This window comes from Nitrospiraceae bacterium, from assembly GCA_020632595.1.
GTDB lineage: Bacteria > Nitrospirota > Nitrospiria > Nitrospirales > UBA8639 > Nitrospira_E.
Genome location: JACKFF010000007.1, coordinates 25,824 through 45,324, shown reverse-complemented (window position 1 = coordinate 45,324; position 19,501 = coordinate 25,824). Strand labels below are relative to the sequence as shown.

At 50.1% G+C, this 19,501-nt stretch carries 19 protein-coding genes; 10 read left to right on the top strand and 9 right to left on the bottom strand.

Annotated elements, in window-relative coordinates:
- Window positions 1-96 precede the first annotated feature (96 nt).
- Entirely contained in the window at window positions 97-405 is a 309-nt protein-coding gene (locus H6750_13455) for a helix-turn-helix transcriptional regulator (GenBank protein ID MCB9775311.1), read from the bottom strand.
- Window positions 406-734: 329 nt separating this feature from the next.
- On the opposite strand from H6750_13455, the gene chrA reads away from it, so the two are divergent.
- Window positions 735-2,057 (top strand): chromate efflux transporter, encoded by a 1,323-nt coding sequence (gene chrA, locus H6750_13450; protein MCB9775310.1) that lies wholly within the window; start codon window positions 735-737, stop codon window positions 2,055-2,057.
- A gap of 90 nt (window positions 2,058-2,147) precedes the next feature.
- Window positions 2,148-2,645 carry a phosphohistidine phosphatase SixA gene (gene sixA / locus H6750_13445; GenBank protein MCB9775309.1) on the top strand — a complete coding sequence of 166 codons (498 nt, stop codon included), beginning with the start codon at window positions 2,148-2,150 and terminating at the stop codon, window positions 2,643-2,645.
- 123 nt (window positions 2,646-2,768) lie between these two features.
- On the opposite strand, the gene H6750_13440 is transcribed toward sixA, so the two are convergent.
- From H6750_13440 to H6750_13415, 6 genes are all read right to left on the bottom strand, one after another.
- Window positions 2,769-3,161 (bottom strand): polymer-forming cytoskeletal protein, encoded by a 393-nt coding sequence (locus H6750_13440; protein MCB9775308.1) that lies wholly within the window; start codon window positions 3,159-3,161, stop codon window positions 2,769-2,771.
- Between the two features lie 341 nt (window positions 3,162-3,502).
- Complete coding sequence (locus H6750_13435; GenBank protein ID MCB9775307.1) at window positions 3,503-4,495, bottom strand: inorganic phosphate transporter; 993 nt, start codon at window positions 4,493-4,495, stop codon at window positions 3,503-3,505.
- Between the two features lie 56 nt (window positions 4,496-4,551).
- Window positions 4,552-5,169 carry a DUF47 domain-containing protein gene (locus H6750_13430; GenBank protein ID MCB9775306.1) on the bottom strand — a complete coding sequence of 206 codons (618 nt, stop codon included), beginning with the start codon at window positions 5,167-5,169 and terminating at the stop codon, window positions 4,552-4,554.
- A gap of 284 nt (window positions 5,170-5,453) precedes the next feature.
- A complete protein-coding gene (locus H6750_13425) occupies window positions 5,454-7,013 on the bottom strand; it encodes a Ppx/GppA family phosphatase (GenBank protein MCB9775305.1) in 1,560 nt (519 codons plus the stop codon).
- A 98-nt stretch (window positions 7,014-7,111) separates the two neighbouring features.
- Entirely contained in the window at window positions 7,112-7,438 is a 327-nt protein-coding gene (locus H6750_13420; protein ID MCB9775304.1) for a winged helix-turn-helix transcriptional regulator, read from the bottom strand.
- Window positions 7,439-7,696: 258 nt separating this feature from the next.
- Window positions 7,697-8,494 carry a hypothetical protein gene (locus H6750_13415; GenBank protein ID MCB9775303.1) on the bottom strand — a complete coding sequence of 266 codons (798 nt, stop codon included), beginning with the start codon at window positions 8,492-8,494 and terminating at the stop codon, window positions 7,697-7,699.
- Window positions 8,495-8,963: 469 nt separating this feature from the next.
- Here H6750_13415 and H6750_13410 point away from each other — a divergent pair, with 469 nt between their 5' ends.
- Both H6750_13410 and ppk1 read left to right on the top strand, forming a co-directional pair.
- Window positions 8,964-10,406 carry a CYTH and CHAD domain-containing protein gene (locus tag H6750_13410; GenBank protein MCB9775302.1) on the top strand — a complete coding sequence of 481 codons (1,443 nt, stop codon included), beginning with the start codon at window positions 8,964-8,966 and terminating at the stop codon, window positions 10,404-10,406.
- Window positions 10,407-10,539: 133 nt separating this feature from the next.
- On the top strand, window positions 10,540-12,699 hold the full coding sequence (gene ppk1, locus H6750_13405; GenBank protein MCB9775301.1) for a polyphosphate kinase 1: 2,160 nt from the start codon (window positions 10,540-10,542) through the stop codon (window positions 12,697-12,699).
- A gap of 431 nt (window positions 12,700-13,130) precedes the next feature.
- Here ppk1 and H6750_13400 read toward each other — a convergent pair whose 3' ends face one another.
- Window positions 13,131-14,198 carry an NTP transferase domain-containing protein gene (locus tag H6750_13400; protein ID MCB9775300.1) on the bottom strand — a complete coding sequence of 356 codons (1,068 nt, stop codon included), beginning with the start codon at window positions 14,196-14,198 and terminating at the stop codon, window positions 13,131-13,133.
- A 921-nt stretch (window positions 14,199-15,119) separates the two neighbouring features.
- Between H6750_13400 and H6750_13395 the strand changes: the two genes are divergently transcribed.
- The 6 genes from H6750_13395 to H6750_13370 all read left to right on the top strand — a co-directional run bounded on the left by H6750_13395 (window position 15,120) and on the right by H6750_13370 (window position 18,062).
- A complete protein-coding gene (locus H6750_13395; protein MCB9775299.1) occupies window positions 15,120-15,272 on the top strand; it encodes a transposase in 153 nt (50 codons plus the stop codon).
- Window positions 15,273-15,881, top strand: coding sequence for a hypothetical protein (locus tag H6750_13390; protein ID MCB9775298.1), 609 nt, complete (start codon window positions 15,273-15,275; stop codon window positions 15,879-15,881). It abuts the gene before it with no gap.
- On the top strand, window positions 15,844-16,068 hold the full coding sequence (locus tag H6750_13385; GenBank protein ID MCB9775297.1) for a DDE-type integrase/transposase/recombinase: 225 nt from the start codon (window positions 15,844-15,846) through the stop codon (window positions 16,066-16,068). The genes H6750_13390 and H6750_13385 overlap by 38 nt, the downstream gene beginning before the upstream one ends.
- Window positions 16,014-16,364, top strand: a complete 351-nt coding sequence (locus tag H6750_13380) for a transposase (protein ID MCB9775296.1) — start codon at window positions 16,014-16,016, stop codon at window positions 16,362-16,364. Before H6750_13385 ends, H6750_13380 begins: the two co-directional genes overlap by 55 nt.
- Before the next feature lie 537 nt (window positions 16,365-16,901).
- A complete protein-coding gene (locus H6750_13375; protein ID MCB9775295.1) occupies window positions 16,902-17,174 on the top strand; it encodes a hypothetical protein in 273 nt (90 codons plus the stop codon).
- Between the two features lie 438 nt (window positions 17,175-17,612).
- On the top strand, window positions 17,613-18,062 hold the full coding sequence (locus H6750_13370; GenBank protein MCB9775294.1) for a hypothetical protein: 450 nt from the start codon (window positions 17,613-17,615) through the stop codon (window positions 18,060-18,062).
- A 22-nt stretch (window positions 18,063-18,084) separates the two neighbouring features.
- On the opposite strand, the gene H6750_13365 is transcribed toward H6750_13370, so the two are convergent.
- Window positions 18,085-19,257: an ISL3 family transposase gene (locus H6750_13365; protein ID MCB9775293.1), complete on the bottom strand. Its 1,173-nt coding sequence runs from the start codon at window positions 19,255-19,257 to the stop codon at window positions 18,085-18,087.
- Window positions 19,258-19,501 lie beyond the last annotated feature (244 nt).

Here is a 19,501-nt window from a genome sequence, read left to right as displayed (position 1 = left end):
CTAAAGTGAGGCCTCAATTGCATCTTGCCCCCTCCAGGGTCAACCCGGAACTCATCCCATAGTGGCTTCACTGAGGGTTTCTTCCACCCCAGTCCGTCAATCCCGTGGTCCCTTCAGGACTTCCACGGTCAATTCTCGTATTTGCTTCCGGGCTTGAGCCAATGCCTGCCGGCCAGCCCTGGTGATGACATAGATCCTCCGCCGGCGACCCGATTGAAGCTTCAGATGACATTGGAGATATCCTGCCGCTTCCAGCCCGTGCAAGGTTGGATACAGCGTCCCCGGACTCAGCTGGTACCCATGACTGCCTAATTCCTGCGCCAAATCGACACCGGAGACCGGTTCCTCGGCAGCATGGTGCAAAATATGAATTTTCACAAACCCGAGAAAAAACTGACGAACCATGTCCCGGGTCGGTACCTGATTTTTTGGTGACATAACAAATTTTAGAATAAAATTTTATTATCGATATTAGATATCGAAAACCGATAATATGGAACCAGATTAAATATGTCAATATTTTTGACCTCTTGGATGCAGCTTCATCTCTTCGGAGGGAAACCATTTCGGATCTTAGGATTCGAGACATGTAGACTTACTGCAAAAATCATATACCTGATTCATCCACCTTCTCCGTCTAAACCATTTGCTGAATCCGGCCATATTTCTTATTCCAACTCCGTCAATTAAGGTGCACATCACGATGCTGTTTCTCTGCTTCGAATCGTCTTAACATGGACAAAAGTCAACATTCATCCTTATTCCCATTTTGGCTGGCCTTTCGTTACTGGCTGTTGTTGGGCTTTATCAACTTTGGAGGACCGGCCGGACAAATCGCGCTGATGCACCGGGATCTGATGGAACGCCGCGGTTGGATTTCCGAGTCACGGTTCCTCCATGCCCTGAATTTTTGCATGCTGCTTCCTGGTCCGGAAGCCCAACAATTGGCCATCTACATCGGTTGGTTGCTCCATGGAACGCGGGGAGGCATCGTAGCCGGAGTGTGCTTCGTGCTCCCTTCGGTTTTTGTTCTGCTCGCATTATCGTATGTCTATGCCGCATACGGTTCAATCTCCATAGTTGCCGGCTTGTTCGCGGGGTTAAAACCGGTGGTTGTCGCCATTGTCATGGAAGCTGGATTCAAAATCGGAAAACGCGCTTTGATTGGCCCACCCCACCTCTGGACAGCAGGGATCGCCTTTCTTGCCATCTTTATCTTTAAAATTCCTTTTCCCCTCATCGTCGTGATTGCCGGGCTTGTGGGTTGGAGAGTCGCTCGAGCAAGACCTGAAATTTTTTCCTCATCTGAGACGAAACGGTATGGGGATAAGCATAAAAGGGAACTCGATCATAGTGCGCCTCAAAAACGAATCACTCCCTTACATCAAACCTCCCCGAAACGGATTATTTTTGTATTCCTTGGACTATGGCTTATCCCCTTTCTGGCCCTCATTATGCTATCGAATCCGAACAATCTCTTTTTACAAATCTATCTCTATTTTACCCAGGCAGCCTTTGTCACCTTTGGAGGGGCCTATGCAGTATTGGCCTATGTCAGCCAATCCGCCATCGATACCTATGGATGGCTCACGCACGGCCAAATGATGGATGGATTTGCGCTGGCGGAAACAACCCCTGGTCCTTTAATCATGGTTCTTCAATTTGTCGGGTTCATGGCGGGCTGGAACCATGCTGGGAACCTCAGCCAAATCAACAGCGCCGTCCTGGCTGCGGTGGTAACCACCTACTCGACCTTCCTCCCCTGTTTTCTGTTTATCTTTTTAGGCGCACCTTATATCGAAATCCTCAAAGGAAACCGGGATCTCTCCGAAGCGTTATCGACCATTACCGCAGCCGTTGTGGGAGTGATCATGAACTTAGCCATAGTCCTGGGCCTCTCGGTATTCTGGCCACATGGATTAGAGGGATCATTCAATGGAATGGCTTTAGCCCTTTCGATTGCTGCGTTTGTCGCACTTTATCGATTGAGATTGAATATCCTCTGGGTTTTGCTCATTGGGGGCATCCTGGGCCTCGCCCTACCATTCGGAGATTGATAATATTTCCTTAGCCCCAGAAAATTTTGGATTTCGAACCTGCGGAGAGAATTGGTTGTTATGTTTGCGACCAGAAAAGGAGAGACTTACATGCATTGTCTTCTACTTCGCCATGGCATTGCCGTTAACACCGAGGAATGGGAGAGCTCTGAACGCGAACGCCCTCTGACCAAAGAAGGGATTACCAAAACCAAACAGGTGGCGGCAGGGCTCAAACGAATCGGCATAAAACCCTCACACCTTTTATGCAGTCCATTAATCCGTACGCAACAAACGGCGGAGATTACCAAGGAGGCACTACAGATCAAGGCAACCATTCAGCTTTGTCCCGAGTTGGTCTATGATCAATCACCCATGCTGCTATTCGAGATTTTACAAACATTGCCAAAGGATGCCTTCGTCATGTGCGTCGGACATGAACCTCATCTTGGCCAAACAGCCGCATTGATGATTTTTGGCAAGAACACCTCAGGCCTTTCGGTCAAAAAGGCTGGAGGCTGTCTAATTTCTTTTGATGGAAATGTCGGAGTAGGGCGGGGAAATTTAGAATGGTGGATGGCCCCTGCGCAGCTCAGAGCGCTACGCTAAGGGCCTTGTGCACGACACAACATTCACCACTCGTCACCCTTATGAAACTTATGAAAAATAGAACAATTCGCTTTCGATGCCATGACTGTTACTCGGTGCATTGGCTAAATGTAAACCCTTGGTTTATGAGACCGCAGGGCGCACCATTCCCATTTTCACCAGTCCATTGACGAAGACACCTTCTTCCAGCAGAAAAACCGGTGCATCGATTTTCCCCTCCAATGTCGCAGGGGCCAGTAACTGGATTTTCTGGAGAGCGACAAAGTCCCCACGAAGAGGACCCTGTGCGACAATGTCCTTAGCCTTTACTGTGGCTTCAAGCTTTCCATCTTTACCCACTTGAATCAGATCGCTACCATAAATCTCCCCCTCAACAAATCCATCGATTCGCGCCATCCCCTGAACTTTCAACACACCGCTCAATCGGCACTTCTGGCCTAAATACATTTGATACCCTTCCTCTTCAAGCCCAACTGTTGACACTTGCAATGCGCCCATTTGATAGGATTCTGCCATAACTCCTCCTTTTGGTTACAATTCCACGGATTGTGTGAAAGGAAACCCGCGACTCAATCTTTGAACACGTCAGACTAAAGGGAGCAATACGAAAGGAACCATCCCCAATTGGAGGGACCGTAGAGCCAACTTCCACACAACCCATCTCTTGAGATGAAATCGATGTGACTGTGACCACAAAACCGGGCAGGCCAATGGTTCTGCAAAAGAGGAGCAAACAGAGGAGAGAAGAAACGGAGATAGGCCTTCACGTCAAGATCCATGGAACAGGAAATCTGAAACTATCAATTCAGCAAAAACAGAATCTTGGGGATCACAGAAACTGAAATAACAACGAACAACTAGAAGAATGCGGACAGCAGGATGTAAAAAGCAACAGCTAAGAACGCCGAACCGGGAAGTGTAAAGATCCACGCATAGGCAATTCTCCTGGTGACCCCCCAACGAACCGCCGACAACCGATTCACCGCTCCCACGCCCATGACCGAAGAGGTAATCGTGTGAGTCGTACTGACTGGCAATCCAACATGAGCCGTAACCATCAACACCACACCGGCCCCGGTTTCGGCGGCGAACCCATGCACAGGATCCAACTTGGCGATTCGCATCCCCAAAGTTCGAATGATCTTCCACCCTCCGAGGGCCGTCCCCAAGCCCATAGAGAGTGCGCAGGAAATAATCACCCATTTGGGCACTTCCGCAGAAGGAATATGCCCGGCAGAAAGCAGAGCCAAGGTAATAATTCCCATCGCTTTTTGTGCATCATTAGCTCCATGACTCAACGCCATAAACCCCGCTGACACCAATTGAAGACGTCGAAACAACCTCATAGCCCTTCCTCGCGAAGTCCGAAAAAAAGCCCAGCTCAACCCAACCATGAGCACAAAGGCCGCAAGGAATCCCAATAAAGGAGAAGAGACCATCGCTTCCATGACCTTTAACAATCCGGCACCCTGCAACACCTCGACACCACCATGAATAAAACCTGCACCGACCATGGCTCCAATCAAGGCATGGGAGGAACTTGAAGGCAACCCCATATGTAAGGTCATAAAATTCCAAACGATAGCTCCCCCTAACGCCGAAATAATGACCACATCATTGATCGCGGCAGGATCGATAATTCCGTTTCCCACCATCTTGGCTACCGCGGTAGACATAAAGGCCCCGATCACATTCAAGACACCGGCAAAAAGAACAGCCAAGACGGGGCTCAGGACCCGAGTGGATACGACGGTGGCCACGGCATTGGCACTATCATGCCAACCATTTGAAAAATCAAACAGAAGTGCGAGAGCGATAATTAAAATAAGAAGAATGCTGAATTCGGCCACGGAAGTGCTTTGGGGAGGGGTGTCAAAAAAATCGGAAGGATTGGGCTACCGCTTCATTATCCATGTTTGAGTGCGATCCGTTCCAGAACATTCACAACATCCTCACACGAATCGGTGCCCATCTCAAAATTCTCATAGATCTCTTTCCACTTCATCACCATTTTAGGTTCCGCTTCTTCTTCAAATAACCGGGAGATCGCTTCTCGACTCACCCGGTCAGCTTCGTTTTCCAAGCTATGAATTCGAATCGCACAGTCCTTCATATCCCAGTTTTGATGACGAAGAAGGTCAATCCCTTTCCCGACTTCTAAAGCGGCATCATGAAGGATTTCCGACAACCTGAGTGCCGTGGGCGTCGGGTGGTCAATTTTAAACACCATGAACAATTCGGCCACCGCATCAATTTCGTCCAGAATATCATCGAGCGCGCTGGCCAATGCGTGAATATCCTCTCGATCTAACGGTGTAATAAACGTTTTATTGAGTTTATACACAATATCACGGGTGAGATCGTCACCCTTGTGCTCTAAATTTTTGATGTGTTGAATTTGAGTATGCGGCTGATCAAAGGACTTCATTAATGCTTTCAAGCACTGTCCTGCTTCCACGACGTTTTGAGATGCTTGCTCGAATAAATCAAAAAATCCGCTTTCCCTGGGCATAAAACTAAACATAAGGATTCTCCTTAAACTGGAAAGCCCAGAATGGTCAAATCTCTTTTTTGGGACTCTGCAGGCCAGGGATCAGAATTTCCAAGCCGAAACCAGGTTAGCCTGACAGTTATTCGTTTTTCTTGGTGAGCAGTAATTGGGAGTCACCCGCCATGATCCAGAAGGAGAAGTCGACACCCTCGGGCCGCAGCTCTACATTCGAACCTATGCTGGAGCTCTAAAGTGCGCAAGTATCCCACAAATGCCTGAACAATTTCCAGAGAAGGGTTTAGGCATAGGATAACCCGCTAGGCGACAGTTTGCATGGCAATGGTAGCCGACTTCAATTCAATCCGGCAATGGAATATTTTTTCAAAGAGTTTCATTCTTCGTTCCGTTGTCCATAATTCCAACTCCGGGTCATAGCGAAAAAATACATGGAGGCGTAGGGGCTTCCCGGGCTCAAGGGAAATTTTCCTGACCACGGAAAAATGACTCCGATCCAGACCATCGGCAATTCGTAAAATCGCACTGAGACGTGTTACAACTTTTCGGTGCTCGCGACTTAAGAGTCGAAATCCTTTATGCCTGCTCGTTGGTTGGCCGCGTCGATGATATCTGGCTACGTTGGCCATAATGTCTACTTCTTCAGACGAAAATCCGGGGAGATCGGCATGGGTGATCAAATAGTAAGTGTGCTTGTGGTGTTTGTTCTCACTAATATGATGCCCAATATCGTGCAGTAAAGCCGCATATTCCAACCACTCCCGTTCCCTGTCGCCAAGTTGATGCAACGCTTGAGTCTGATCGAACAAACTTAATGCCAACTTGGCCACATGATGCGCATGGTTTTTTGGATATTGATATCGTCTGGCCAACAATAGGACCTGTCGCCGTCGAACATGAGGAATTTCCTGTTCCGCCCGCAACCCTTCCTGATGCTGTTGGATGAAATCGTAAATAACCCCCTCCCGAATCGCTTTATCACTGATGCGCGCTTGTTTGACCCCGATCCGTTCCATCAATGTGCGCAACACCAACACACCCGAATACAGCGTATCCACGCGCCTGGGGTCCAGGCCGGGGATCTTCAATCGCGCCGGTGTATCTTTTGTCCGCAGCAGTCGTTCAACCTCTCGAACTTCATCCAACTCGACCGTGGCCATATCAATTTGTGAGAGCGGCCGTCCGGTCCGAGCCAAATAAATGATTTCCGCGAGGTTTCCCGCCATTCCCGATGTGGCCACCAGTTGTTTAAATTGAGAGTCACGTTTCTTTGATGACAAGGATTTCTTCAAGGTTTGACTGACCAGATTTTCCAGACGTTGGATCATTTTTTTATCAGGAATATCGGCCTTGAGGAATTGATCCTTCAACCGGATCGCACCTAATTTGAGGCTTCTCACAAATTTTAAGCGCGTTTGCGTACAAGCCATCAATTCCACGGATCCGCCCCCGATATCCACAATCATGGCGGGAAAATGGGCGAGGTCCATACTATTCCTTACCCCTAAATAGATGAGGCGGGCCTCTTCCTCACCGGTGATGACCCGCACTCTAAGCCCAAGCTCCTTGCGAACAAGCTTTAAAAAATCCCCTCCATTTTTTGCTTCCCGGACCGCACTGGTGGCAATCGGTAAAATAGGATCAAATCCCTTATTCTTTGCCAGCATGGAAAACCGTTTTAGGACAGTCAAGCCACGGTCCATGGCCTCTGGAGACAGCCGCTGAGACGTAAAGGTTCCATCACCCAGCCTGGCCATTTCCTTAATACGGTCCACAATCTTGTAGGCGAATCCTTTTCCAATTTCGGCTAGAACCATGTGGATGGAATTCGTTCCAATATCAATAACCGCAAGCCTTTTCATGGGGCTGAACTCCTTCAAAAATAGAACGGATCTGCCTGTTCATTTCCACAGATATTCCGTGGTCAATATCGGGATCAGAATTTGCAAAAAGGAAACCTTCAGGAGGGAACAGAACAATCATCAGTGATACGAATACGATATCCCACACCCCAGACAGTTTCAATAGTGGGGCCTTGCTCCCCCAAACGCTGCAGTTTTCGCCGGAGGCGGACTATATGAGAATCTACGTTCCGAATTTCGACAGAGACCTGCGGTCCCCAGACCCGGTTCAAGAGATCCTGGCGATACAGAGATCTGCCCTCGCCATCAAGCAATTGTTTCAATAACCGAAATTCAAGTCGTGTGAGAAAGACCGCTTGTGCTCGAAAGACGACCCGGAAGGTTTGTGGTTCAAGGACAAGATCCCTCCTACTCTCGCATGACACGCTCGGATCATCTGCTCATTCCCCCATGAACAAACCCGATTCACCAAAAAAATTTACAGGTCTGCTATCCGGCCCTACGGAAACGGTATCTGACAAACATTTCCTCCTCGTTAAAAGAATGTGACAAACAGGTAAATCTCAATTAATGGCCTAGGGAGCATTCGAAACACCGGAGGCATTCATATGATAGGCGCCCGATACGGCACTTCGGAAATGCTTCCTGAAAAAAAAACATCTGCGGGCAAAGTCCCGAAAATTTCAAAAGGAGAGTTCCCGAGCAAGATGCTGAACGAGCAAACGGTTCCCAAATACCGCATCAACCTTTCCGGATACTTTCGAAGGACGAAGGATTACCACCCCTCCGGCCTCCTCAATTAACACTTGAGTAGCCAGAATATCCCACGGGTTCAAAGCAGGATCCACCATTGCGCCAAGGGCTCCACTGATCACCAGGCCATGTCCAAAACAATCGGTATACCCTCGCACATACCCGGACATCTTTAACAGTTGATGATAATCCGCCTCCCGATTAACACTGGAAAACTGAGCAAAATCGCCCACCCCGATAATCGCCTTTTCAATGGGAAGATCTTCTGGAAGATGTAAGGGTTTTCCTTGTCGGGTGGTCCCTTGTCCCCTACCCGCGGCATAGGTGATTCCGAGCATGGGAAGGTGAATCACTCCAAGGACAGGAAATTGTTCACGAGTATCAACCAAGGCGATAATGGTGCCGAATAACGGAATCCCATGAATAAAGGATCGCGTGCCATCAATAGGATCCACGACCCATTGCCATCTTGTTCCCGTTCCCTGCAACCCTTCTTCTTCACCAAGAATATCGAGAGGCCCGATTGCGGCATTGGAAAGCAAGTGAGTGCGGATGAGTGCTTCCCCCTCTTGATCGGCTTGTGTCACCGGTGACCCATCGCTTTTTTCTCTGACACGGAGATCCTGCTTCTCAAAATAGGCTCGAATTGGAACAGCCGCCACCTGAGCCGCCTCGACAGCGGTTTGCAACAATTGAGTCAGTTGTTTATTGGGCAAGCCTTCATACATCAATTATTCTCCTGGGTATTTTGAATCCCACTTTCCCCCTGGTAGTATATCGAAATTTCTGTGTTGGTGACACAGATTCTCTCGAATTCCGGACCACAATATGAAATCTAACAGTCCTATTCAGACTCATTCGCCCATCGCATGCAACAGAGCCTGCAGGAAAGAGATATCCGTTTCCTTAGATCAAGCGCGCTCAAGAAAAACATCCCGCGATCACCGGAGCATGAAAGTGTCCCTATAGGCCCTGCAGGGAATACCAGGACATTTATCATGTCAAGACAAGGAGTCACACGAAAACTTCACACTTTCTTGCGATCCATTCAGGTAAAATGAACCCGATTATTTCCTTTTCTTTATTAAAGGTTTTCTGAGAAAGTAGCACGTTCTTATATTGTGGAACTCTAACCAATCCCGTGAAGATTTCCTTCAAACGGCCCACGGCAAAATGAATAATGCAGGATGAGTTGTTATGCCATGGAATATTCACCAAACGATTGAAGACGAAATTAAGTTCCGGATTCCACCCGGCTTTCAAATCCCTCCCGACATGGGGGAACCGATCCCAACCCGCGTCTTCACATCCACCTATTTTGACAGCGAGCACCATCGACTCGGTCAATTGGGTCTGACTCTCCGAAAACGAGTGGAACAAGCCCGTGGGGTCTGGCAATTAAAAATCCCCAGCGGTGCCGTTCGACTGGAGTTGAACATTGATTCCGGCAGCCGCAGCATTCCCTGGGAATTTCTGGACTTATTAACGGCCTTTTTTAGAAAACAAGAGGCCATTCAACTCGGAAAACTCCGGACAAAGAGAAAAGGGGTTCGCATTCAGAAAGACAGCCAGGTTATCGCTGAAGTCGTCCTGGACTCCGTGGCCCTCATCCGAGACAAAAAAACTGTGCATGCATTTCAGGAATTGGAGGTTGAATTACAGGACGGCACAGCCGCTCAACTCAAGCCGATCCGCAAGATCCTGCTTCAGGCGGGGGCGGAGGAGAAAGCATTACAACCCAAGATTTTTCAGGCACTACAACTTCCCTATCCGCTTGCCCTCGAACTCAGTGATCCTTCAGCACCAGCGACAGAACACATTCAAGAAAGGCTTCATTCCCAATTTCTTCAGATGTTGCAACATGATCCCGGGACCCGTTTGGGTCGGGACAGCGAAGCGCTTCATCGCATGCGAGTCGCAACCCGCCGCATGAGAGCCATTATTCGAGCGGTACGGACTTTTCTCGCACCGGAATGGACAGAGCATGTCCGCCAGGAGCTGGGCTGGGTTGGTTCTTTGTTGGGCGAAGTCAGGGATGGGGATGTTATTTTGGAATCATTTCGTCATCATTTCCATGACCTCTCCAGACAAGAACAGCGTGCCTTTCAATCGATTCTTAAGAAATTTGAGGATCAGAGGTCTATGGCCCGCGCCAAACTTCTGGAGGGATTGCGTAGTGACCGGTATCTCACTCTCCTGAATCATTTTGAGGACTCACTAACCCGTTTACCATTTCAGCCGTCTCCACTCACCATTACGGAATTAGCGAGAAAAGCCTTTCACAAAGTTCAGGATTTTGTGAGGGCCTCACACAACTTTTTCCCGAAAGCTGAACTGCATCGCACTCGAATACTCTTGAAACGGGCGCGATATGCCCTTGAACTCGCCGAGCCCTTGCTCGGCAAGCGTGTCAAACGGTTTCTTGAACAGGCGAAACACACGCAGGATCTTTTGGGATACCATCAAGATGCGGTGGTTGCTGAACAACGGCTCCTCGCCATCAAACAACACTCACGGGGAACCGGCATCGCCTATGTCACCGGACTGATGGTTGAACGGTTTCGAAACCAGCAATCCCAGGTGCATCAACAAATCCCGAAACAATGGCAAAAGCTTCAAAAACAAGGGAAAAAGCTATAAAGGCTTATCCCAATCCTCCTTGATGCGTTTAGGTCGGGATAGACCCGTTGCATTGGACTAATGATGGGCCTCAGGAACCTCAATCAGGTAGAATAATTCTTCATCCATAACAGGAATCATAGGAGATCTGGTCATGACTCATCAGATAATACCGAAGGCACCCAACCTGCCTGAGGTCATCGATAATCTTGATGACCCCAAGCTGTACCTGAACCGGGAACTGAGTTGGCTGGAGTTCAATAAACGGGTACTGGAAGAGGCAGAAGATCCGAGCCATCCATTACTGGAACGCGTCAAATTCCTTTCGATTTTCTTCAATAATCTTGACGAGTTTTTCATGATCCGGATTTCCGGCTTACGCGAACAATTGTCCAGCGGAGTCCTGGAAGCCGCACTGGATGGGATGAGTCCGTCCGATCAATTGGGGCAAATACGGGATGCACTTCTCCGGAGTTTTTCCCGTGTCACCCAATGTTGGCAGGATGATCTCCTGACGCGTCTGGCCCAAGCACATATTCGCATTCTGGCCTATCAAGACCTCAAACCCAAACAACGATCCCTACTCCGCCGATATTTTCGAAAAGAAATTTTCCCCGCTCTGACGCCCTTGGCCTTTGACCCCAGCCACCCTTTTCCCCATATCTCCAACCTCACGGTCAACCTGGCCGTCGTGGCGAACGACCCAGAGCGTGGAGAATGCTTTGCCCGCATTAAGGTTCCGTCGTTGTTTCCAAGATTGATCAGAATTCCAGACGAATCACAGGTATCAGACGATGAACAACTGGGGTTAGCCACCGGAACCGAAAGCACCAACTTTGTGTGGCTGGAGGACATCATCTCCGCCAATCTGGACTTATTGTTTCCCGGCCTGACGATTCAGGCCTCCTATTATTTTCGCATTACCAGGGATGCTGATTTTGAAATCGAAGAAGATGAGGCCGGCGATCTGCTGGCTGCCATTGAAGAACAAATTGATTTACGCCAATTCGGTTCGGTAGTGCGATTGGAACTGGACCGGCATATGCCGGATTCCATCAAAGATATCCTGGTCAGAAATCTGAGTTTAGCTCCCTATCAAGTTTACACCTATGATTTCCGTCTCGGCCTTTCGAATCTCCTTGAACTCACCGCCATTGATCGACCGGATCTGAAATTTTCGCCCCATTTCCCCAACATTCTGCACGACCCCACCTCAAAGGAATCATTATTTTCACTCATCAAACGGGAAGACATCTTCCTTCATCACCCATACGACAGCTTCTCAACCGTCGTGGATTTCATTCGACAAGCCGCTCTGGATCCGAAAGTGTTAGCCATTAAGCAGACACTCTATCGAGTGGGCATCAACTCCCCTGTGGTGGACGCTCTCATGGAAGCCCGCCAAAATGACAAGCAGGTTGCCGTACTCCTGGAACTCAAAGCCCGGTTCGATGAGGAAAACAATATTGAATGGGCAAGAAAATTAGAAGATGAAGGCGTGCATGTGGTGTATGGTGTCCTGGGCCTGAAAACACATGCCAAGGTCTGCATGGTCGTTCGTCGTGAATCAGATGGCATTCGTCGATATCTGCATCTCGGAACCGGCAATTACAACCCCATCACCAGCAAATTTTATACAGATTTTAGTTTATTTACCTGTCATCCGGTATTCGGCGAAGATGTCACTGATCTGTTCAATGCCTTGACCGGGTATTCTAAAAAGGACTCCTACTCGAAACTTTTGATTGCGCCGGTCGGGATTCGAACGAATATCATCGAGCGAATCAATCGGGAAATATCCCGGCAACAACAACATGGAGACGGCTACCTGGCATTCAAGGTGAATTCTCTCGTCGACAAAGCCTCAATTCAGGCCTTGTATCGTGCCTCTCAAGCGGGGGTCAAGATTGAACTTATGGTGCGAGGGATGTGCGGGCTCCGCCCTGGGATTCCTGGACTCAGCCAGACCATCACGGTCAGGTCTCTTGTCGGACGATTTCTTGAGCATTCACGCTGTTTTTATTTTCGGAACGGAGGGCAGGATGAATTATTTCTGGGAAGTGCGGATCTCATGCCCCGCAATATGGACCGGCGGGTTGAAATTTTGTTTCCGATTGAGAATCCCACACTCCGAACCTTCATTGTTGAGACCGTCTTACGTCCCTACCTGAAAGACAACATGCACACGCGACAACTCCAAGCCGATGGAACCTATACTCGCGTGAAGCCTTTGGAGGATGAAGCGCCATTTCAGACCCAGGATTGGTTTATTGCAAATTGGAAAGGGAAGTACACCAAGCCGCCTTCTTTTTAAAGACGGCCAATGACACGTGGTATGTTTTTTTTAGCTATGCCAAATCATCTCCCCGCCTCTGCCCAAATTATCTGGTGACTTCACTAGGTACCAAAAACCAATTTTCAGAAAGAAATACTGTTTCCAACTCCCTCAGCGGACATTCCTCTTGATAATAAGCGGGCTCCCACTCCAGACCACAACTACGGCACCGCAATTGGATCGTACGGGCTTTGTCTTGCGACGAAGCATTTGGAGCACGGTCTCCCTCACTTTCCAATCTAACTCTCCTCATACATTCCCTCCTCTTTTTTGGCACCTCTTTATCAACCCAGCCCCGATAACCGGGGCTGGCGCTTCACCCTCATCCGGGCCATCAGAATATTTTCGACTGAAAGCCTCATACTCAACCCTCCAGCCGACACTTAAATCGCATTGAGTCAACAGATTCTCTATCCCAGGACACCGGTGAATTCCTCCTGAACCGTTTCCTTCTGACGGGACGTCATCCAAACCCCGCCAACCGATTCGCTATTAACTCCAAAGAGTTCACCTTGTCTCATACACGCAATGGTCTCCTGAATGCGCTCAGGCATTCCCCAATCACTCCAACAGACCCCGGTCAGATCCATCATGTGTAATTGCTGAGGAATCAGCGAGAGGAGGTCACTCGAGAAATTTCTCGTGGGCATCGTTCGATAGAGATGCAGCAATTGTTGATGTTCACTTGAGGTCCCGATCCCGCCCGCATGTTCTTCTAGAGGCAGCACGACTTCCGGGATACACTGACGACCGGCTTCCCATAAGGTCTGGACATTGGCAATCAACACCAACGTATTCCATTGCCCTCCACTCAGGGCAATGTCCTCAAGCTGGGCACCCTGGGGTTTCTCCACAAATCTTCGCACTTCCCTGACCCGGATCCCTCCCGGATGCCGGAGACGACTACCTGGAATCACCCATCCATAGTCCTGCTCCCGCGACTGAGGAGGAACAGTCAACAACACCATACGATGCGGTTGTTCCTGGACCAGGGCCGCCGCATCACGCACCACCTGAATCATCGGTTCAACGGGGAAAATGAAATGATCAGAAGGCCACAGAACAACCGTGGCATGAGGATCATGCGCTCGAATATAGGAGAGGGGCAAAAACACACCGGGACCGGTTCCTCGATTATCAGGTTGCCAGACCACCCGGCCCAGGGGTTCCTGGATTAATTGTGTCCGTACATAGCCCCAGTGTGATTGATCCATCACCGTCACAACCCGGTGAGGAAGGCAAAGGGCTTTCGCCCGCCTCCACGTATGTTGGATCATCGATCGTTTTCCCATAAACGCACAATATTGCTTCGGTCGATACGCTCCGAAACGCTGTTCGGTATATTCCCGAAGGCGCTCCCCATGTCCACCTGCCAGGACCAGAGACCACAGGGAACCAGGACCCTGTGAACGTAGCTGCGTAGTCCGACCTTGAGAATACCGTGGGGAACCTCCGCGAGTGTCAATCCATTTTTGCATACCATTCTCCTTCCGCATGCGCTGGTGTATGTTGATGATTATTCTTACCCAGACAATACCTCTGAGAAATGACACCCCTATCACAGACAGGTAAATTTTTTGTGACAGAGGCGAAGAGGGTGAGCGGGAAAAACCAACTAAAGAATGGGACGAAGGGAAAAGAGCAGTGAGGGAGACAGACTCAGGTCGGATTCAAATGGCGGATAATTTTTCCTTCAACCCGATACACGACCAATGGGGCCACATCCGTCGCGTGATCGGTGCAGGGATGATCTCAAGAATTTTTGACAGAGTGTTCCGCTACAATTGATGAACAATGATTGGGCATGGATTTTGAGTCGAATCCGTGACCCGCCCCAATTTTTTGGCCAGTTGGAATGTTAATTTTTCCGGATCTTGCTAGGTTCCTGTTTACTAGGCCAGTTGGAGAAGGAGTTTTCCGGCTGAGTTAATCTTTCCCATCCTCTTCTTGACGGCGTGGTTGCCGGGAATTCTCCTGGCGGCTGATCGTTCAGCGCCCTTTGAGGCCGACTCATATTGTTATTGTAATCCTCTCGACACCGATCCAATTGCTGATGCGTATCGGTAAGGGATTGGAACCTCTGGGTTAACAAACATCCTATTAAAACGACTCGATATATGCATTATCCGTGAGTTTCCCGGATCAAGAGAAATCCAGTTTGGCTTGATGTTAATTCGCCAAATGGTCCATGATCTGATGGGTGATTTCCCTGCCATTATCGCTTCCTGGGCGTGCCCCGGACCCTCCCAATCTCTTTGAGTACCTCACCGTGTCAACGTTGGATCGAGGACGACCCGTTTGAGCCACGCCGTCCTCCCGGAGGGGCCTGCATCTGGAGTGCTCACCGAAAATTGGACCAGGTAATATGTTAGGTTTTCCTCAACCCAAGGAGGACTGGCATGAAGAAGACGCGGTTTACGGAAGAACAGATTATCCGGATTTTGCGGGATGCCGACACGAAAACGATTGAGGCGGCCGCTTGGCAACCCGGGGTTTCGGAGCAATCCATTTATCGGTGGAAACGGCAGTTTGGCCAGATGGACGTGGCATAGGTGCGGGAACTCCGGCACCTGCGGCAAGAAAACGCCCGCCTGAAAAAAGTCTTGGCGGAACGGGATCTAGAAGTGGAAGTGATGAAGGAACTGCAGGCACAAAAGTGGTCAGCCCAAGGGCACGCCGAGATGCGGCCCGAGCCGCCTGTGCGCGTGGGGGTGAGTCATCGGCGGACCGCGTGGCTATGTATGACGCCTCGCTCGGGGATCCGGTCTGAGGCCAAGGGGCCCCGACGGGATGTGCGCCTGGCGCAAGCGCTCCTCGGGGTGGCCAAACGGTATCCGCAGTGGGGCTATCGACTCGCTGGGGGCTTCCTCCGACACCGTGGGTGGCGGGTGAATGGCAAACGGGTGTATCGGGTATGGTGCCAGTGCAGTTTGCAGGTGCCCAGACGCAAGCCCCGCAAGAAAGTGGTGACGGGGGCCACACTACAGCCCACGGCCACCCAGAAGAACGACGTCTGGAGTTGGGATTTCGGTCATGACGCGACCACGAGGGGGGCGGCCTTCCGTTGCTTGACGGTCAAGGATGAGGCCACGTGCTTCTGGTTAGCCATTGAAGGGGAACGGAATGATCCTTCTCGCATCAGCAGGTGCTGGCCGTTTTGAACCGGCTGGTGAGGCACTACGGGCGCCTTGCTATCTCCGCAGCGACAATGTGCCTAAACTGCGGGCGCAGGCATGGCTCACCTTTTATGAACGCCACGGAATTATCCCGAGTCGGATTCGGCCGGGAAAGCCCTGGCAGAATGGAGCCATGAGAGATTCAATGGGGCGTTTCGGCGGGAATGTTTAGATGCAGAATCGTTTCGGCACCTGACGGAAGCGCAAGTGGTGATCGAAGCGTGGCGCCATCGGTATAATCAGGAGCGGCCTCATAGCACGCTCGGGTATCAGACGCCAGCCAGGGTTTACGGGAAGGCCGCAAGGCAAGGATCCGGTTCCGAAGTGAGTTCGGGAGCCGTGCTGAAAATTTCGACGCCCATCTTTGACCATCACGCCACGATCGGGACACGACCCGATTCAGAGGCCGGAAAAAAATCAACCATTAGGGGCAGCAGCGACCAAGACACGATCACTCGGAAAACCTAACATTCCCAGTGGCCAAAAAACGCGGGCACATCGAATCAAGGCCGTGGCCTGTTTTTTTAGTGAGACAAATTGGGATACAAGGTGAGTCGTCATCCGAAGGAGGAAACGACACTGGAAAGAAGAGAACTCGGAGAATCCTCACCCCGGAACAAAAATTTTGGGAATCGAAGAATATCGAAGCCTGTCAACCGTCAAAGAGGGATTGGGCACGGTTGATCTATGAGTTATTCAGAACATTCCCGTTTATCCGGCTGATTTCAAGATAGAGGAATACAAGCACTGGCCGCGCCAGGAAAGGCCTAGGCGATGGTGGTGAGTTTTTTCCTTCACCATTTTCAAACCTAACCCTTCCCCCACTAGGTTTTAGAAAGCAGGTTTGCCAGCGGAAAAAATGACAGGACAAATATGGTACTGAGGTAGGTAAATATGTAGAATTGCAAATTAAAAATAATAGGATAAGATCATAATGAAAACTCATCAATCTTTGGCGAAAAAGCACTTAGAATACTTGATTATGGCAAAAGCAAGGGCGCGCTCATGAGGGTCAGGCCTGGGGACTTCGTTGTTTTCAGCAAGAGCAAAAATTCGTCCCATCCAAGTCCGCGAGCCAAAGCCATCCACCCTACCCAACACGGGGAATGCTATTCCTACATCATTGAAAAATTTTGGAAGGTGGTGCAGGTAATCGATAATGAAATTATCGAAGTGGAAACTCGGCGAGGGAAACGACACCGTTTGGATATGAATACGCCGCTGGTGCGCAAGGCGGGCATTTTGCATCAATTAATTTACCGAGATCGTTTTTTTTAAAATCGAATAAAAAAGATTCGGTACAATATGTATTTTTGCGCGATCTGCCGTTAGCGAATTTCACCTACACCTAACATCCCAATCATGCACTTACTCAATGAGCCTGGCCCCTCAAGGGGATTGGCATTGTTGTGTTATGGGTTATTAGGAGCATTCCGGGTTATCAGGCAGATATGAGAAAGTAAGGAGACATTCCTCGTGGCACGCTCTGGTGCTTGCAGATAAAAGCCATTCCAGAGACCAATTCATAACCAACCATCAAAAGGAATGGTCATTCTATTCCTTTCTTTCCTTAGGATGCAGTTTGACTGTCTTGGTGTTTTGTGTGGCCTACTAACTCTTGTCGTGCACGGCTGTGCGCGCCTTCCGACCTTCCCAATTCCAGGAGTACCAATCATCAAAACTGCAGAGGATTATGATGCAGCCAGGAATTATCCGATGCAGTTTCAAGACCGACACGTTCAACTAGCCGGACGTATCGTACGTGCCGAAACGACCACAGAAGGTGTGCCTTTTAAGGCAGAGTGGTTACCCTTTCCTGAGAACACCTATTCAGGACCGGAGACACGGTCGACTCCAGAACTCCACCTCCATCGTCTCTTCTATATGCATTTTCCCGGAATTGTTGACGACGACGGCAAGAGGCAAGGCAACGAATTTCTCCTGATTGGCCACATGGCAGGGTTGGAAGACATGGTAACTCTTCAAGGACAAACGAAAGCCATTCCCTCCTTCAACGTCCAATGCTTCCACATTTGGAAAACAGCTGGCACGGATCTTTACGAGTTTATCTGGATGGCTCCCCTCAATATGCGATATCCCCCTCCTTTAGAGGAGACCTATTGTGTTGACCAACCCATTTCTAAAAACGGCTCTTCTCCAAAGTGAGTGGGTGATTTTGGGTTGTTTTTCAGATGGGCTTGAGCATACAGGTCAAGACTTTCAGGCGGAGATACTCCTCATCGCGTAACCCATACGCCCGGCGTTGAATCACCCGGATCTTATTGTTGAGTCCCTCCACGAACCCAAGCGAAACTTTATTCTCAGCCTTGGCATAGGCGGCAATCCCATCCCAGTGCCGCTCGATCATCTCCGCAAAGTCTTCGAAGGGTTTCAGGCGCTGCCTCTTCAATGCGGCTTTCCAGTTCTCGAAAAACCTCCGCGCCCAGCCTTCGGTCTGGTACTCCCATAACTGGCCGAAGGATTCCTTCAGCACATAGGCCGTGTGGAGTCGCTTGTTCGCATCGAGGAGCTTTTTCAGCGCCTGTCGTCCCTCAAGGGTCAGATTCTCCTTTCGTGACAGGAGGGTATACTTTTGCCCCTTGATAAACGACCGGTCCCTCTCCGTCAGCCGCTTGTATTCCTGTTTGCGCACCGTATCGAGCGCCTGACCGAGATGCCGCATCACGTGAAATTTGTCATACAAGATCGCGGCCTGAGGCGCATGCTTCACGGTCGAACTCTCGAAGGCCCGCCACATATCCATCACCGCCAACTGAATGCCAGCCACTTTCTTGGCTTCCAACCCCTCGTAGAACCGATCCAGGCTCTCTTCGGAGCGATCGACGCCTCCGAACCAGATCGGCCGCCGCCTCACCAGATCGCTGACCACAATCCGGTAGGTCTGCCCCTTTTTGATGGAGAGCTCGTCAATGCCAATGGCCTTGGGGCCCGGCGTCCCTGTGCGCCGGAGCTGCTCCTGCATATACTCCTTCTCCAAGCTCTTCACGGTCTTCCAATCGAGCTTGAGCTCCCTGGCCACGTCCTTGACGGCCGTTTCCCGACAGCGGCGCCCCACATACCAGGCAAATCGCTTCGTGTAAAACGGGTTGGTCGCCAGCCAGGGAAACGTTTCCTGCTTCACCTTGCCACACCGGCGACATCGAACCCGGCGGACCTCCACTTCCAGGTAGATGCGCAGCTCCCCACAGGACAGGTCCCGAATGTGCCGGACCCTGCGATCGTAGAAACTCCGATGGAGGGTCCCACAACATCCACACGCGGTTTTTTTTGACGCCGCCCCAGCCGAATAATCCGGGCCTGCGGATCGCCGAATATTCCCTTGATCGTGGCTCTTGGACAAAACCCAGGGAAACGGTATGTGTCCAGCAGGCTCTTGCTCGTTGACATCCGGTGATCATGACAGATTTTTCTCGTGTTTAAAACACTGTATCCCCTTGCCCTACTCGCCTTTCCCAGCCGCTACGGTCTAACTTTTACCCACTCGTTTGGGAGAAGACCCCTAAAAACTAACAGGGTTGGTCCTGTTCTGCATTCAGTTGGCAGAAACCACCCGCAGTGCGTACGAATACCTATCCCCCTGGACC